Genomic DNA, 16,095 nt, shown 5'->3' with positions numbered 1-16,095 from the left:
TGTCTAGAAGTCGTAGCTCAGGCTCAGGCGGGCGTAGCGCGGTTCCTGGCGGATGGTCACCGTGTTGAACTGCGGATTGGGCGAGAACGGCGCGTTTTCGCTGAAGGCGTAGCGCTGCAGCGGCGTCTGCGCGTTGAGCACGTTGAACACGTCCACGCCGAAGGTCAGGCGATGTTCGGCGAAGGCCGGGCTGTAGCTCACGCCCAGGTCCAGCTGCTTGACCCATGGCATGCGGCCCTGGCTGCCCGGAGGGGCCGGTTCGCCGTTGCAGAAGTGGTAGACGCTGCCATAGCCCAGCGGATCGGTCTGGTCGGCGCCGTAGTAGCTCAGGCAGTGGCGCGGCGTGCCGGAAATCGCGCTGACGCTGGCCGAGGCCAGCCATTCGGGCGAGAACTGGTAGTAGCCGTAGAGCTTGATCTGGTGGGTGTGGTCGTTGTTCTGCGGGCCGTTGGTGTAGGCCATGATCGCTTCGTTGTCCCAGTCGTAACTGGTCGAGGTGCCGGACTGGCTGGCATCGGAGCGCACCTGGCCTTCGGTGTTGCCGTAGCTGCGCGACCACACGTAGCTGAACTTGCCGTACCAGTTGTTTTCCAGCGGATGCTCCAGCACGGTTTCGATGCTGTAGTAGCGGCGCTTGAGCTGGGGGAAGCCCAGTTCGTCATTGGTCATCGGCACGCTGACGTAGTTGCCGCTGGTGTCCTTGAGCAGGAAGGTATTGGCGCGACCCGGGTTGAACAGGTAGCAGCTGTTGTAGTTCTCCACGTCGTATCCCAGGCTCTGGGCCTTGGCGACCACCTGGCTCATCGAACAGAAATCGTCGATCGCGTTGCGCAGGTTGCGGAAGGTGCCCTTGACGCCGTAGGCCCAGCTGCTGCCCAGGGTCTTGTCGAAGCCCAGGATGAATTCGTCCTGGTATTCGGGCTCGATGTTGGCGGCGCTGGCGGTCTTGGGATCGGGGTCCTGGCCGTACTGGTTGAGCGAGGAATACGGTTCGGAAATCTGGGTCAGGCCGGTCGGCGTGCCATCGGCGGCGATGCCGCTGTAGGTGAAGTACTGGGCGGTGTTGATCGCGTTGGACGCCGCCACCAGCGCCGGGTTGAGCGGCAGGCCCAGGTAGTAGCGGCCGGCGTTGCCGTAGAGCTTCAGGCTGGAATCGCCGTGCACGTCCCAGGCCACGCCCAGGCGCGGTGCCCACTGCGGCTTCTCCTGGCGGATGTACGGCTGGCCACCGGCGTCATAGTTGATGAACTGGTCGTTGCGCAGGCCCATGCTGAGCAGCAGGTTCGGCGTGACCTGCCAGCGGTCCTCGATGTACTGCGCCTTCTGCGAGGAACTGATTGTGGCCGACTGGCTGTAGACGTTCTTCTGCACGTAATAGCCGCCTGCGCCGTTGGCGTAATCGGCGACCGCACCGATGCCGGCATCGGCATTGATGGGCGAGGTCGGCGAGCTGGTGTACTGGTAGCTCCAGTTGTAACCGGGACCACTGGAACGCGCGCCCTGGCTGGCGGCGATGGACTTCAGGTTGTCGATGCCGGCGCTGATCGTGTGGTTGCCCAGCACCCAGCTCAGGTCCAGGCGCAGGTTGCTGGTCTGGTTGCCCTGGCCGGGATCGGAAATGCTGTCCACGGTCTGGCCGTTGGTGATCGGCGTGCCGCCGTTGAGCGCCGGGTTCTGGTTATTGGCGTCGTAGATGTAGGGCGTGGTGGCGTCGTAGTTGCCCGGCACCGAATAGTTGCGCGTGCGCATCTTGCCGTAGGTGCCGCTGAAGGTCAGGTTGTCGGTGATGTAGTTGGTGTACTTGGCCACCCACAGGTTGCCGCCGGTTTCGGTCTTGTTGGCCGAGTTGACGTAGTCGCCACGCTTCTTGTCGCTGTAGTCGTAGGTGTAGTACGAGCCCCAGGTCTTGTAGCGGTCGGACACGCCGGTCAGTTCCAGCATCTGGCTGTCGGTGATGTTCCAGTCGATCTTCGCGTAGCCCTTGGGCATCTGGTTGTTGTAGTCCAGCAGCGCGTTGCTCGGGTTGGTATCGACCGAGTTGACGGTGGTGCCGCTGCTGCGTTCCAGCTCGACGCTGGCGAAGAAGAACAGCTTGTCCCTGATCAGCGGACCGCCGGCGTAGAGCGCCGTGCTCCAGTCGTCCTTGCTGTCATCGCCCTTGTAGCTGTACAGGTAGGGATCGCCTTCGACCGGCGAATTGGGCAGGCCATTGGCGTAGTAGCTGTTGTCGGAGGTGGAGCGCGCCCAGTTGGGCTCCCACACCATCTGGAAACCGTAATGCCACTGGTTGGTGCCGCGCTTGCCGATGACGTTGATGACGCCGCCATCCGAGCGCCCGTACTGGGCGCTGTAGCCACCGGTATAGGTTTCCTGTTGCGAGATCGCGCCATAGGGCAGGCTCAGGCCGCCGGCGGCGTTGAGCGGATCGGTCGTGTTGAAGCCGTTGACGTAGTAGGCGTTCTCGGTCGGCGAAGACCCGCCGAAGCTCACCAGCGAACGGCCCGTGGTGCTGGTGAAGCCGCCGCTGTTGTTGACTGCGCCCGGCGCCAGTTTGGCGATGTCCTCGGCGCTGCGGCCCAGCGGCAGCTTGCGCAGCTGATCGGCGACGATGACGGTGCGCGAATCGGTCGACGAGACGTCGATGGCCGGCGCGGCACTGGCGCTGACCTTGACCGCGGACAGATTGGTTGCGCTGCTGGACGTGCCGGTATCGGCGACGAAGGACACTTCACTGGCTGCGCCCACCTTGACCAGCACGTGCTGGGTCTGGACCACGGCGCCCTGCTGGATCAGCTCGACCGTGTATTCGCCCACCGCCAGTGGCGGCGATTTGTAGCGGCCATCGGCATCCACGGGCACATCGCGGACCGCGCCGGTGGCGCTTTCGATGCGGACGCTTACCGCCTGGCCCGGCGCCTGGCCGAACAGGGTGCCGGTGGTCGATTGGGCAAGCAGCGGGGCACTACAGGCCATGCCAAGCGCGACGAGCAGCGCTTGGCACAGGGGCAGGCGAGTGGACTGGCGGGACATGGGGCTCTCCGGATCTGGGCATGACCTCCCCATCCGGCGCGGTCAGCCCGGTGCGAGAGGCAAGCGGATGGCATTGGGCGGAAGGCGAACCGCGGGCCAAGGACCGACACGCGGTTCAACCGGGACTGTGCTGACAGGACTGCAAATGCTTTTCGGAGACGGAGCGCGCGTTCTCTTGGTGTTTTCTATCAACAAGAAAACGGTTACACAACGGAAAAATTGCAATCGTGAGAATTTGCTGCGCCGCAGTCACATCGCGCCAATAGTTAAGGCCTGTCAGCTGTTCTTCCAGCAGAATGTGCCGGGCGATCCCGGTGATTGTTGCCGCGGTGATGTCCTGCACGGACCGGTCTGTCTGTGTCTGGCCCGGGTCGGGCGCGACCGATTTGAGTGGGACGGGCGGGATCATTCCCTGGCCGGTTGAACGGCCCGTCCGGCATCACCCGGGGAAGCCGGCACGAGATGGCGGCGGTGGGGTGGGCCTTGAATCCCTGCAGATCGCAGGGCTACCCATCGGTCATCAGCTTGGGGCCACGGGATCACCCGCGCGGCGGCATGTGCTTGCGTCGTCTCGATGATGCTGCGCAATGCGGATCGGGTCGGCGCACCGGTCGCCGGCCGTGGAGAACGGTGGCGATCGGCGGCGGGCTATGCGGGTTCTAGACGTCTTCTGCCCGGCCCAGGAGCTTTTCGGCCTGCTCGCGCCAACCGGGGAGCTTCGGCAGCACGCCGACCTTGCGCAGGTATTCCTCGTCGACGGGATTGCCGCTGACCAGCGCGGTGGCGACATGCACCGCCCCGGTCACCCAGAAGCTGCGCAGGCTGGAACGCTGGGGGTGAAGCTGGAATGCCACCGCCTCGATGATCGGCATCGGCAGGCCCCACAGTCCGAGCAGATAAGCGCCGGCCTCGCTATGGCCCGGGCGGTCGTCGTGCGCGTCGGTCGGGGGCGTGTGTTCGTTGCGAACGCCGGGAAGCAGCAGCCCGATGTCAGCCAGCAACGCTGCGGTGGATCCCAGCTCGGCGCTGGATGCGGGCAGGATCTTGGCGGCGAGCCTCGAGGACAGCAGCGCGCGCTGCTGCATGGCCGTGCGTTCTGCCTGGGGGAGCGATGGGATCGAGAACACCTCGCTGGCCAGGACCAGGTCGCGCAGCGTCGAGATCCCAAGGCGGGTGACCGCCGTGCGCAGGTCGGCAATGCTGCGGCCACCGGAAAAGAATGCCGAGTTGCAGAGTTGCAGGACCTTGGCGGCAATCGCCGGGTCGCCGGAGACCAGCTTGGCGATGTCGTTGGCATCGGTCTGCTCGTCTTCCTCGAGCGCCTGCATCAGGCTGAGGTACAGATGCGGCGGTGAAGGCAGCTTTTCGATGCGCCCGATCGAAGTGCGGAGCTTGGGGTTGTCCAGCAGCTCGCGCAGTTCCTCCAGGCTGGTGACGGCTTCGAGCAAGGCTTCCGGCGTCAGCGGGACCGGAAGGAGACGATGTGCCACGCCGATGATGCGTGCCGCCGGGGCGCGCTGGGCCTCCTGGACATCGACCAGCGCGATCCGACTGGTTTCCGGGCGCAGGGTCCTGATCTGTCCGAGCAGCGTTGTCGCACTCAGATCTGAAAGCACGGGCGCGACGATCACCACGTCGATCGACGATTGGGCAACCTCGGCGATGGCGGCTTCACCGTTGGCGGCGACCAGGATCTGCCAGTCGTCGCCCAGTTCGCTGATGTAAGCGGACAGTTCCAATGAAAACGTTGATGGGTCGCCAACAAACAAGATGCGCAAGACATTTCCCCTGAAAAAGCCGGGCGCGGTCCCGGCCAGGCGTGAGCCGGAGACTTTACCTAATCCGTGGCCGGGGGTCACCGCTAAACGCGTGGCACCACGGTCAAGCGTGCGCACGCAGTGCGCGATAGGGCGGCGTGGCCAGGATCATTTCGGCCAGGGAGTGGGCCAGCTCGCGTTCGGCCAGCACCGCGCCGTCGGCGCCGTGTCCGAGCAGATGTGTGACTTCGGCCTCGCTATGCGCACGCGCCAGCACCGTCAGTTCCGGATTGAGCGCACGTAGCTTGGCGATGGCTTCGCCAGCTTCCAGCGGCTGCGGGATCGCCAGCACGGCGATCTTGGCTTTGCCCGGCTGCGCTTCGGCCAGCACCGCATCGGCGGCGGCGCTGCCACGGATCGCGGGAATGCCGGCGGCGTGCGCCTTCTCGACGTTGTCGCGGTTGTCGTCGATCACCACCAGCGGCACGCCACGCTCGCGCAGCACGCGGGCCAGGTTGCTGCCGACGCGGCCGTAGCCGATCACGATGGCGTGGTCAAAGGCCTCCAGCGGCGGGCCGGGCAGCGGTTCGGGTTCGGCGACGGTGGGGGACTCCTGTTCGTTGCGCTTGTTCCACCAGTCCAGCGCGGTGAACAGGAATGGATTGGCCACGATCGACAGCAGCGCACCGGCCAGGATCATGTCGTGGCCTTCCTGCGGCAGGATCTTCAAGGTCAGGCCCAGGCCTGCCAGGATGAAGGAGAACTCGCCGATCTGCGCCAGGCTGGCCGAAATGGTCAGCGCGGTGCCCTTGGGATGGCCGAACGCGCGCACGATGGCGTAGGCCGCCACCGACTTGCCGACCACGATGATCAGGAAGGTCGCCAGCACCTGCAGCGGGTACTTCACGATGATGGTCGGGTCGAACAACATGCCGACCGAGACGAAGAACAGCACCGCGAACGCATCGCGCAGCGGCAGCGAATCATTGGCCGCCTTGTGGCTGAGTTCGGATTCGTTGAGCAGCATGCCGGCGAAGAACGCGCCCAGCGCGAAGGACACGCCGAACAGCTTGGCCGAACCGAATGCCACGCCCAGGGCGATGGCCAGCACCGACAGGGTGAACAGTTCGCGCGAGCCGGTGGCGGCGACTTTTTCCAGCGTCCACGGGATCACGCGCTTGCCGACGATCAGCATGACCGCGACGAACGCGGCGACCTGCAGCAGGGTGATGCCGATGGCCTTGGCAATGGCCAGCCAGGCGCTGGGCTCAGCCTGGGCGGCGTTGACCGCTGCACCGCCGCCGGCTTCAACTGCGGCCTGCGCCGTGCCGCCGTCGCCTAGCGCGCCGGCCAGGGCCGGCAGCAACACCAGCGCCAGGACCATGGCCAGGTCCTCCACGATCAGCCAGCCGATCGCGATGCGGCCTTTATTGGTGTCCAGCATGCGGCGGTCTTCCATCGCCCGCAGCAGCACCACGGTGCTGGCCACCGACAGTGCCAGGCCGAACACGAAGCCCTGCAGCGGATTCCAGTCCATCCACCACGCCAGCCCCCAGCCGAGCAGGGTGGCCACCGCGATCTGCACGACCGCGCCGGGGATGGCGATCTTCTTGACCGACATCAGGTCGGCCAGCGAGAAATGCAGGCCCACGCCGAACATCAGCAGCATCACGCCCAGTTCGGACAGCTGCGTGGCCAGGTGCTGGTCGGCAACGAAGCCCGGGGTGAATGGACCGACCACCATGCCCGCCACCAGGTAGCCCACCAGCGGCGAGAGTTTGAGTTTGTTGGCCAGGGCGCCGAACACGAAGGCCACCGCCAGGCCGACGGCGATGATGTCAATCAGGCTGGTGTCGTGGTGCATGGCATTTCCCCGTTATGTCCGTATCCCGTTCATTGCAGTGTCGCTCAGCAAGGACAGGCAGGGCAAATCGAAAGTGACTGATCGGTTCATGCCGTCTATCAAAGATGACATCGATGACAGGCAGGACATCGGCGACCTTACGCCTTTGCAATGGAGGCTGATGTGCGTGTGGTACTGAGGTGTCGATGTGTATCTGGCAGATGTAGAGCGGAGCTTGTGGCAATTCCGTCTTGGGGCTCTGCTGTGGCCTTCCCGAGGATCTGTCCGAAAGGCAGCGGAGTCCCAAAAAGGGGATTGCCACAAGCTCCGCTCTACACAAGATCCATCCGACAACCGTCGTTGCGATGGGGCCTTCCCCACAAAGCAGAACCCCGGCAAGGGGCCGGGGTTCTGTAGGTGGAGCATGTGGCGACGGCTTACCAGGTGTAGGCCACCTTGCCGTAGGCATAGGCGCCGTTGAAGCCGAACGGCGAGTAGTTGCTGTAAGGGAATACGCCGCTGGTGGAGTTCACGTACCAGTTCTTGTCCGGATACGTGTCGAACACATTGTCCACACCCAGGGTCAGCGTCCACTGGCTGGTCGGCTTGTAGCTGGCAGTCAGGTCGACCAGCCACTTGGCCGCGTAGGTCTGGTCGTTGGCTGGCGTGGTCGAACTACGCACGGTGACGCTGCCGTAGCGGGTGCCAGTCAGGCCCAGGCTCCAGTGATCCGAATGCCAGGTGCCGCCAAGGATCGCCTTGCTCTTGGGGAAGCTGTCTTCCAGGCGGCCGATTTCGTCACGGCCGATCAGGCTGGTGGTGATGCCCAGGTCGGTCAGCACGCTCGGCGAAGCGTCCAGGCTGGTCACCTCGGTCTTGCCATAGCTGTAGCTGGCGGTCAGGTCCAGGCCGCTGGCGGCGAACGGGATCGCGTACGTGCCCACGACGTCCACGCCGCGGGTGCGTGTATCTGCAGCGTTGGTGAAATACCGGAACTGGGTCACCTGGTCCTGGCCCAGGCTGGCCAGCAACGCCTGCGCGGCGGTGGTGGTGGTGATGTTGGAAGACAGCAGGATGCGATCATCGATCTTGATCTGGTAGGCGTCCACCGTCAGCGAGAACTGGTCGGTCGGCTGCAGGACCAGGCCCACGCTGTAGTTGATGGAGGTTTCGGCCTTGAGCGGCGTGGCCCCCAGGGCCTGCGCCACGGCGCTGTTGGCCGGGAACGTGCCGCTCTGGTAGAAGATGCCATTGGTCACCGTGCTGGAAATGGCCTGGAAGCTCTGCTGGGCCAGCGACGGTGCACGGAAGCCGTTGGACGCGGTGGCGCGCAGCGCGATCCGGTCGGTGAAGGCATAGCGCGCCGACAACTTGCCCGAGACCTTGCTGCCGAAGTCCGAATAATCCTCGAAGCGGCCGGTCAGGCCTGCGGAGAACTTGTCGGTGATGTCAGCTTCCAGGCCAGTGTAGAACGCGTAATTGTGGCGGTCGGCGTGCACGGCGTTGGCCGCGGTGAAGCCGATGAAGCCCTGCGCACCGCTACCGGTATAGGACGCTACCTCGCCAGGCGATTGGTTCCATTTTTCCTGGCGGTATTCGGTGCCGAAGGACCAGGTCACCGGATAGGCCAAGCCCCAGTCCAGCGACTGGGTGAAATCGGCGTTGAAGATGTTCTGGGTGTACTCCAGTGCACCATCGTAGAAGCTGGTCGGGCTGTCAGTGCCCAGTGAGTAGTTGATCGAGTTGCGGGTGTAGTAATCGATCTTGTTGTAGCCGTAGTTGTAGCTGACATCCCAGGTGAAGCCGCCGTCGGTGGAACCCTTCACGCCAGCCAGGAATGAGCGGTCCTTGGAATACTGGTTGATCACCGGAACGTAGCCGTCCGGATAGAACTGCGCCAGCAGCGCGGTCTGGCTGTTGTGGTTGGGCGAACGGTAGAACGCGTACGAATCGATGTCGCGGTTGCTGAGGATCGCCGTGGCGTAGCCGGTGATGTTGTTGGTGAAGTCAAAGCTGGCGTTGGCCGAGACCGCGCCTGCATCCACCTTGGGGTCGCCGATGATGAAGGCTTTCTCGCCGACGGCCGGGTAATTGCCAGTATTGGGCGTGGTGCCCGCATAGGCGCCGGACCGGTTGGTCGCATCCTGGTTGCCGACCTGTCCGGCCACGTGCAGGCTGCCTCGGCCGTTGCCGAATTCAACGCCCGTGTCGCCGGAGAGCTGGAACTGCTCGCCATCGCCCGCGGAATATCCACCGTAGTTCACGGCCAGGCTGCCGCCCTTGCCCGAACCCTTGAGCACGATGTTGATCACACCGGCGATGGCATCGGAGCCGTACTGGGCTGATGCGCCATCACGCAGCACTTCCACGCGCTCGATGGCGGCGACCGGGATGCTGTTGAGATCCACCGCAGAGGAGCCACGGCCGATGCTGCCGTTGAGGTTGATCGCCGCCGAAGGGTGATAGCGCTTGCCGTTGACCAGCACCAGCACCTGGTCGGGCGACAGGCCACGCAGCTGCGCCGGGCGCACACCGCTGGTGCCGTCCACCAGCGCCGGACGCGGGAAGTTCAGTGAGGGCAGGGCGCGCGACAGCGCCGTCGCCAGCTCGGTCGTCCCGGTGGCCTGCAGGGTCTCGGGCGTGATGATGTCGATCGCCGACTGCGATTCGGCCACGGTGCGATTGGCAACATGGGTGCCGGTGACGATCACCGTATCGAGCGTGCTGGCTGTTTTCTGCGAAGAAGTAGCGTCCTGTGCGTGGACGGCGCTGGTGGACAGCGCGAGGACGATGGCAATGGCGAGCTGGGACTGCGAGCGAATCATGGAAGCGGACTCCGGCAACGGTGGGGCACCTGGCCGGCAGGATGGGCTTGTACGCACGCCCTGGCCGAGGTGTTCGTCAAGTATTCGTTAAGGCAAAGGCGCTTGTCATTACTTTCAGTTATAACTATTGACGTGTCATCATGACATTCCGTTATGACGCGCGGTGGCTGTGGCGCCATGCGATGGTGTCGCGGAGTTGCGTGAAACGTTTGCAGTTCCCTTCAATGGGGCGTGCGGGGCAGGGCGCTTGTCTTGCCGATGCGCGGGCTGCCGTCATTGGTTGCCCTCGCACCGTGCTTCCCGCGGCTGAGTGAGAGTGCAGATTCCCTGGAATGGCCGCGCCGTGCATCCGGTCCACCACCAGCCCGCACCAGGTGGATTTGGATCGCGCTGGTACACTGCGCGGCCTGGCGCCAGCCACCCCTCGTTGCATCGGACCTTCCCGTGATTTCGCTCCGTAACTTCGCCCTTCGCCGCGGCGAACGCCTCCTGTTGTCCAACGTCGACCTGACCATGCACGCCGGCTACCGCGTCGGTGTGGTGGGCCGCAACGGCACCGGTAAATCCAGCCTGTTCGCGGCCGTGAAAGGCGAGCTGGAAGCCGACAAGGGCGATGTCGAGCTGCCGGGCAAGGTGCGCACCGCCAGCGTGGCGCAGGAAACCCCGGCGCTACCCGACCCAGCCCTGGATTTCGTCCTGGGTGGCGATACCGAAGTGGCCGAAGTGCTGGCTGCCGAAGCCGATGCGGTTGCACGCGAGGACTGGGAAGCGGTGGCTGCCGTGCATATCCGCATGGAAGAGGTTGGTGGTTACGACGCCCAGGCGCGTGCCGGCAAGCTGCTGCACGGCCTGGGCTTCCCACCCGAAACCCACAGCCGCGCGGTCAAGGATTTCTCCGGCGGCTGGCGCGTGCGCCTGAACCTCGCGCGCGCGCTGATGATGCCCAGCGACCTGCTGCTGCTTGACGAACCGACCAACCACTTGGACCTGGATGCGGTGTTCTGGCTGGAACAGTGGTTGCTGAAATACCCGGGTACGTTGCTGCTGATCTCGCATGACCGCGAGTTCCTGGACAACGTCGCCACCCATACGCTGCACCTGCACGGCGGCGGCGCGAAGCTCTACGTCGGCGGTTACACCGACTTCGAACGCCAGCGCACCGAGCACCTGCGCCAGCAGCAGATCCAGCACGAGAAGGCCGAGGCCGAACGCGCGCATCTGCAGTCCTTCATTGATCGCTTCAAGGCGCAGGCCAGCAAGGCCAGCCAGGCCCAGAGCCGGATCAAGCGCCTGGCCAAGATGGCGGGCACCGAGGCGGTGCGCGCCGAGCGCGAGTTCCGCATCGAGTTCTCCGAGCCGGCCCGCCTGCCGTATTCGCTGATCCGCCTGAACCATGCCGATTGCGGTTACGGCGATGACGCGGTGATCCTGCACGACGTCGGCTTCGGCCTGGAGGCGGGCGACCGCATCGGCCTGCTTGGTCCGAACGGCGCGGGTAAGTCGACGCTGGTGAAAACGCTGGTTGGCGAGCTGCAGCCGGTGAAGGGCGAGCGCAGTGCGCACCCGGACCTGCGCATCGGTTACTTCGCCCAGCACACGGTGGAATCGCTGCATGAAGGCCAGTCGCCGATCGACCATTTCCGCGAGATCTCGCCGGATGCGTCCACGCAATCGTTCCGCGATTTCCTGGGCAAGTGGAATTTCCCGGGCGACCGCGCGTTTGAAGTGGTCGACGGTTTCTCCGGCGGCGAGCGCGCGCGCCTGGCGCTGGCATTGATCGCCTGGCAGCAGCCCAACGTGCTGCTGCTCGACGAACCGACCAACCACCTTGACCTGGAAATGCGCGAGGCGCTGGCCGAAGCGCTGAGCATCTTCGAAGGCGCGATCGTGATGGTCAGCCATGACCGCCATCTGATTGGCCTGGTCTGCGACACCTTCTGGCGCGTGGCCGATGGCGTGGTCGAGCCGTTCGCGGGTGACCTGGACGAATACGCCGCGTGGTTGCGCAGTCGTCCCAATGCGCAGGGCACCAAGCAGAAGATGGCGGCCGCCGCGCCCACACCGCCGCCGCCGACCAAGCCGATTACGCAGAAGAAACCGCCGAATCCGCACAAGCTCAAGGCCGCCGAGGAAAAGATGGCCGAGCTGGAAGCCGCGCTGGCCGGGATCGACGCGCAGCTGGCCGACCCGGCCAATGCCGCCAAGGGCAGTGCGCTGATCGACCTGGGGCGCCAGCGCGACATGACCGCTGCCGACCTGGCCAAGGCCGAGGCCGCGTGGATGGCGCTGTACGACGACGCGGCCTGAGTTGGCTGTAGCCCGGGTCAGCGAAGCGCGCCCGGGCGACGTGGCTGATCCGTTTCCGGCTGGCTGCCGCCGGACGTGACACATCGCCGATCAATTGGTCGCCGTCACTCCCGCGAATGCGGGAGCCCAGCGACTTGGCTGCGCTCATACTGAAGGCCGCGCGGTTCCCGCGTTCGCGGGAATGGCGCTTCCCAGGCTCCGCACAGGCCCTCGCTTGCGAGCGGCAACCCAGGATGCAGAAAGGCCGCTTTTCAGCGGCCTTTCTGTTGATGCGACCCGCAGCTGGAGCGATTTACTTCAGCTTGGCATCCGCACGCAGTGCGTCGGCGCGGTCGGTCTTTTCCCACGAGAACGCGGTGGCGGTGTGCGACTTGCCGGCACCGTCGGTGTAGGTGAAGTCCTTGGCCTTGCGGCCGAAGTGGCCGTAGGCAGCGGTCTGCTGGTACATCGGGTGGATCAGGTCGAGCATCTGGATGATGCCGTACGGGCGCAGGTCGAAATGCTTGCGGATCAGCTTCTCGATCTTCTCGTCGGCGATCTTGCCGGTACCGAAGGTGGTGACCGAGATCGAGGTCGGCTCGGCCACGCCGATGGCGTAGGAGACCTGCACTTCGCAACGGTCGGCCAGGCCGGCGGCTACGACGTTCTTGGCGACATAACGGGCGGCATAGGCAGCCGAACGATCGACCTTGGACGGATCCTTGCCCGAGAACGCGCCGCCACCGTGACGGGCCCAGCCGCCGTAGGTGTCGACGATGATCTTGCGGCCGGTCAGGCCACAGTCGCCCACCGGCCCGCCGATGATGAACTTGCCGGTCGGGTTGATGTGGAACTTGGTGCCCTTGTGCAGCCACTTGGCCGGCAGCACCGGTTTGATGATTTCTTCGCGGACCGCTTCGATCAGGTCCTTCTGCTTGATGCCCGGATCGTGCTGGGTCGACAGCACCACCGCATCGATGGCGGTGGCCTTGCCGTCTTCATAACGCAGGGTGACCTGCGACTTGGCGTCCGGACGCAGCCACGGCAGCGCGGAGTTCTTCTTCTTGCGCACCAGGGCCTGGCGCTCGACCAGGCGGTGCGACAGGTGGATCGCGGCCGGCATGTAGCTGTCGGTCTCGTTGGTGGCATAGCCGAACATCAGGCCCTGGTCGCCGGCGCCCTGTTCTTCGGGCTTCTTGCGGTCCACGCCCTGGTTGATGTCGGGGGACTGCTTGCCGATCAGGTTCAGCACGCCGCAGGTCTCGCCGTCGAAACCGACGTCGGAGCTGTTGTAGCCGATGTCCAGGATGACCTTGCGGGTCAGCGCTTCCAGGTCGATCCAGGCGCTGGTGGTCACTTCGCCGGCGACGATGGCCACGCCGGTCTTGACCAGGGTTTCGCAGGCCACGCGGGCGCGCTTGTCCTGCGCGAGGATCGCGTCGAGGACGGCGTCGGAAATCTGGTCGGCGATTTTGTCCGGATGGCCTTCTGAGACCGATTCGGAAGTGAAGAGGTAGTTGGACATCAGGCTTATATCCCTTGATGCGGATGAAAAGATGGCCGCGCATGATACACGCGTGGGCCGGTCGGCGCATGGTGGCGCGCCGACCGTTGTCGTGGCGTCACTTTGGGTCGTTTCCGTGACAGGACGGCGAACCCGCCTTGGCCGCGCTGTCATCGCGCTGCCGTGGCAGTGACACGTGGCTGTCGCGGCCGATGCCAAGACTGGCGTTCCAGACAGCCGCTGCCTTGTCAGGCCCGCCATGCGACCTCTGGAAGACACCCTCATCGAACGTTACCCGCGCTGGTTCGGCGGGCGCCGCGGCGCGCTGACGCGCCCATTGCTGCGGCGCTGGGGGGCCTGGTCGGGGATCGACCAGGCCCAGGCCTTCGTCCGTGAAAGCATGGGCATGGGGCCCTGGGATTTCGTTTCGGCCTCGCATGGTTTCCTGCAACTGGATCGGCAGGGGAGCCCGCAGGCCTTGGCCCGGATCCCTGCGACTGGATCGCTACTGGTGGTGGCCAACCATCCGTCCGGCGCACGCGATGCCATCGCCCTGCTGGGGTTGATCGGCCAGGTCCGGCGCGACGTGCGCATCATCGCCAACCACCTGCTGGCCCATATCGAACCGCTCAAGCCACTGCTGCTGCCGGTGCGCGTGCTGGGCGGCCAGGCTGACGCTGGCAGCCTGCGCGCGGTACGTACCGCGCTGGCGGCGGGTGAGTGCGTGATCGTATTCCCGGCAGGCGAAGTGTCGCGACTGCACCCATTGGGCGTGCGCGATGGACGCTGGCGTGCCGGCTTTGCCCGGTTCGCCCGCGCCGCTGGTGCTCCGGTGCTGCCGGTGCGCGTGGAAGCACGCAATTCGGCCTTGTTCTACGGCGCCTCGGCAGTGTTCAAGCCGGTCGGCACCGCGCTGCTGCCGCGCGAGATGTTCGCCCGCCGCCAGCAGCCGCTGAGGCTGCATGTCGGCCACGCGCGCGTACTCGACGCCAGCGAGAACGATGCCACTGCGATCCGCCAACTGCGCCGTGCGCTGTATGCGCTGGGGCGGCGTGCGGATGCGCAGGGCCGCGCGGCCACGCCGCTGATCGATGCCGTTCCAGAGGCCGCGTTACGGGCTGCGGTCGCGAAGCTGCCGACGTTGGGCAGCACGCGCGACGGCCGCACGATCATCGCCGGACGGCTGGACGCCGACTCGCCCCTGTTGCGCGAGATCGGGCGGCTGCGCGAACTCACCTTCCGCCAGGTGGGCGAGGGCACCGGGCGCGCGCTGGACCTGGACGACTACGACACCTGGTACGACCACATCGTGCTGTGGGACGCGCCCGCCGGTGCGGTCGCTGGTGCGTATCGCGTCGCGCGCGGCGCGCAGGTGCTGGCCGAGCGCGGCCTGCCAGGGCTGTACACCGCATCGCTGTTCGACTGGTCCGAAGGCGCGCTGCCGCGCATCGCGCAAGGCATGGAGCTGGGCCGCAGTTTCGTGACGCCGGCCTACTGGAACAGCCGCAGCATCGACCAGCTGTGGCAGGGCATCGGCGCGTATCTCGCCCGCCATCCGCAGGTGCGCTACCTGTTTGGCGCGGTGTCGATCAGCGCGGCGTTGCCATGCGCGGCGCGCGAACAGATCGTCGCCTACTACCAGCAGTTTCACGGACAGGACGGTGCGAATGCGACGGCGCGCAAGCCATTCGGTTTCACCGATGCGCCGCCGCAGTTCGAGGCGATGGACGCGGCCACTGCGTTCGCGGTGTTGCGCGGCAACCTGGATGCGCTGGGCGCGCAACTGCCGATGCTATTCCGCCAGTACACGGATCTTTGCGAACCGGGCGGTGCGCGCTTCCTGGCCTTCGGCGTCGATGCGGATTTCGCCGGCTGCGTCGATGGCCTGATCGAACTGGACCTCGCGCGCATGCACGCGCGCAAGCGTGAGCGTTACCTGGGCATCCACCAGCAGGAGGCAGCATGAACCGCGCGATCTTCGTTTCGGATGTGCATCTGGGCTCCACGCATTGCCACGCGGCGGAGTTCGCCGATTTCCTGGGCCGGGTGAAGTGCCGGCAGCTGTACCTGGTGGGCGACATCGTCGACCTGTGGTGGATGTCGCAGCGTCGCGCGCGCTGGGACGCCGCGCACCAGCGGGTGGTCGAGGCGCTGCATGCGCTCGCACGCAATGGCACCGAGCTGATCTACGTGCCGGGCAACCATGACCGCGCCGCGCGCCGTTTCTGCGGGTTGATGCTGCCGGCGATGCAGGTGCGTCGCCGGGTGATCCACAGCACCGCCGATGGCCGTCGCCTGCTGGTGGTGCACGGCGACGAATACGATGCGGTGACCCATTTCGGCGGGCTGCAGGAGCAGTTCGGCGATTGGCTGTATTACCGCATCCTCACCGGCAACAAGCTGGTCAATCGCCTGCGCCGTCGCTTCGGCCTGCGCTACTGGTCGCTGGCCGAATACCTCAAGCGCAAGAGCACCGCGGCCGAGCGTTATATCGCCCGCTTCGTGCATGCCGGGTTGGACGATGTGCGCACGCGCGGGTTGGACGGCATCGTCTGCGGGCATATCCATCGTGCCGCGCTGATCCGCCAGGACGGGCTGATCTATGCCAACGATGGCGACTGGGTCGAAAGCCTGACCGCGTTGTGCGAGGCAGCCGATGGATCGCTGCAATTGCTCTCGCATACCGGCCAGGTGCTGAGCGAGTTGCCGGCACGCCTGCAGCTGGTGCCGGACACGAACCTGCCTCGCGCGGCGTGAGGCGATGCCCGGCCGGCGGGTCGACGGGATTCCATATCCGTTGACGCGCCTGCCATGCCGCGTAGGTGGTGCTGATGTCCTGCATGGCCGGGC

General features: G+C 65.5%; 10 protein-coding genes. 4 read left to right on the top strand and 6 right to left on the bottom strand.

Annotated elements, in window-relative coordinates:
• Positions 1-3: 3 nt before the first annotated feature.
• From O8I58_RS06940 to ybaL, 4 genes are all read right to left on the bottom strand, one after another.
• Positions 4-3,030 carry a TonB-dependent receptor gene (locus tag O8I58_RS06940; RefSeq protein ID WP_298321717.1) on the bottom strand — a complete coding sequence of 1,009 codons (3,027 nt, stop codon included), beginning with the start codon at positions 3,028-3,030 and terminating at the stop codon, positions 4-6.
• Positions 3,031-3,145: 115 nt separating this feature from the next.
• Positions 3,146-3,373 carry a hypothetical protein gene (locus O8I58_RS06935; protein ID WP_298321715.1) on the bottom strand — a complete coding sequence of 76 codons (228 nt, stop codon included), beginning with the start codon at positions 3,371-3,373 and terminating at the stop codon, positions 3,146-3,148.
• 316 nt (positions 3,374-3,689) lie between these two features.
• Entirely contained in the window at positions 3,690-4,808 is a 1,119-nt protein-coding gene (locus O8I58_RS06930; protein ID WP_298321713.1) for an HDOD domain-containing protein, read from the bottom strand.
• Between the two features lie 103 nt (positions 4,809-4,911).
• The gene (gene ybaL, locus O8I58_RS06925) at positions 4,912-6,651 is read right to left on the bottom strand and encodes a YbaL family putative K(+) efflux transporter (protein ID WP_298321711.1); all 1,740 of its coding nucleotides are present in this window, start codon (positions 6,649-6,651) and stop codon (positions 4,912-4,914) included.
• On the opposite strand from ybaL, the gene O8I58_RS06920 reads away from it, so the two are divergent.
• A complete protein-coding gene (locus tag O8I58_RS06920; RefSeq protein WP_298321708.1) occupies positions 6,650-6,829 on the top strand; it encodes a hypothetical protein in 180 nt (59 codons plus the stop codon). The genes ybaL and O8I58_RS06920 overlap by 2 nt on opposite strands.
• Positions 6,830-7,067: 238 nt before the next feature.
• On the opposite strand, the gene O8I58_RS06915 is transcribed toward O8I58_RS06920, so the two are convergent.
• Positions 7,068-9,455: a TonB-dependent receptor plug domain-containing protein gene (locus tag O8I58_RS06915; RefSeq protein ID WP_298321706.1), complete on the bottom strand. Its 2,388-nt coding sequence runs from the start codon at positions 9,453-9,455 to the stop codon at positions 7,068-7,070.
• A 444-nt stretch (positions 9,456-9,899) separates the two neighbouring features.
• Between O8I58_RS06915 and O8I58_RS06910 the strand changes: the two genes are divergently transcribed.
• The gene (locus tag O8I58_RS06910) at positions 9,900-11,762 is read left to right on the top strand and encodes an ABC-F family ATP-binding cassette domain-containing protein (RefSeq protein ID WP_298321704.1); all 1,863 of its coding nucleotides are present in this window, start codon (positions 9,900-9,902) and stop codon (positions 11,760-11,762) included.
• 292 nt (positions 11,763-12,054) lie between these two features.
• Here the strand turns inward: O8I58_RS06910 and metK are convergent, their stop codons facing one another.
• Positions 12,055-13,266, bottom strand: coding sequence for a methionine adenosyltransferase (gene metK, locus O8I58_RS06905; RefSeq protein WP_298321702.1), 1,212 nt, complete (start codon positions 13,264-13,266; stop codon positions 12,055-12,057).
• A gap of 238 nt (positions 13,267-13,504) precedes the next feature.
• On the opposite strand from metK, the gene O8I58_RS06900 reads away from it, so the two are divergent.
• On the top strand, positions 13,505-15,211 hold the full coding sequence (locus tag O8I58_RS06900; RefSeq protein WP_298321700.1) for a bifunctional ornithine lipid synthase OlsF: 1,707 nt from the start codon (positions 13,505-13,507) through the stop codon (positions 15,209-15,211).
• On the top strand, positions 15,208-16,002 hold the full coding sequence (locus O8I58_RS06895) for a UDP-2,3-diacylglucosamine diphosphatase (protein WP_298321698.1): 795 nt from the start codon (positions 15,208-15,210) through the stop codon (positions 16,000-16,002). The genes O8I58_RS06900 and O8I58_RS06895 overlap by 4 nt, the downstream gene beginning before the upstream one ends.
• The last annotated feature ends 93 nt before the right edge of the window (positions 16,003-16,095 follow it).

The sequence above is a fragment of the Pseudoxanthomonas sp. genome (assembly GCF_027498035.1).
Classification (GTDB): domain Bacteria; phylum Pseudomonadota; class Gammaproteobacteria; order Xanthomonadales; family Xanthomonadaceae; genus Pseudoxanthomonas_A.
Note: the sequence above shows the minus strand (reverse complement) of the source record. Positions and strands in the feature narration are given on the sequence as shown.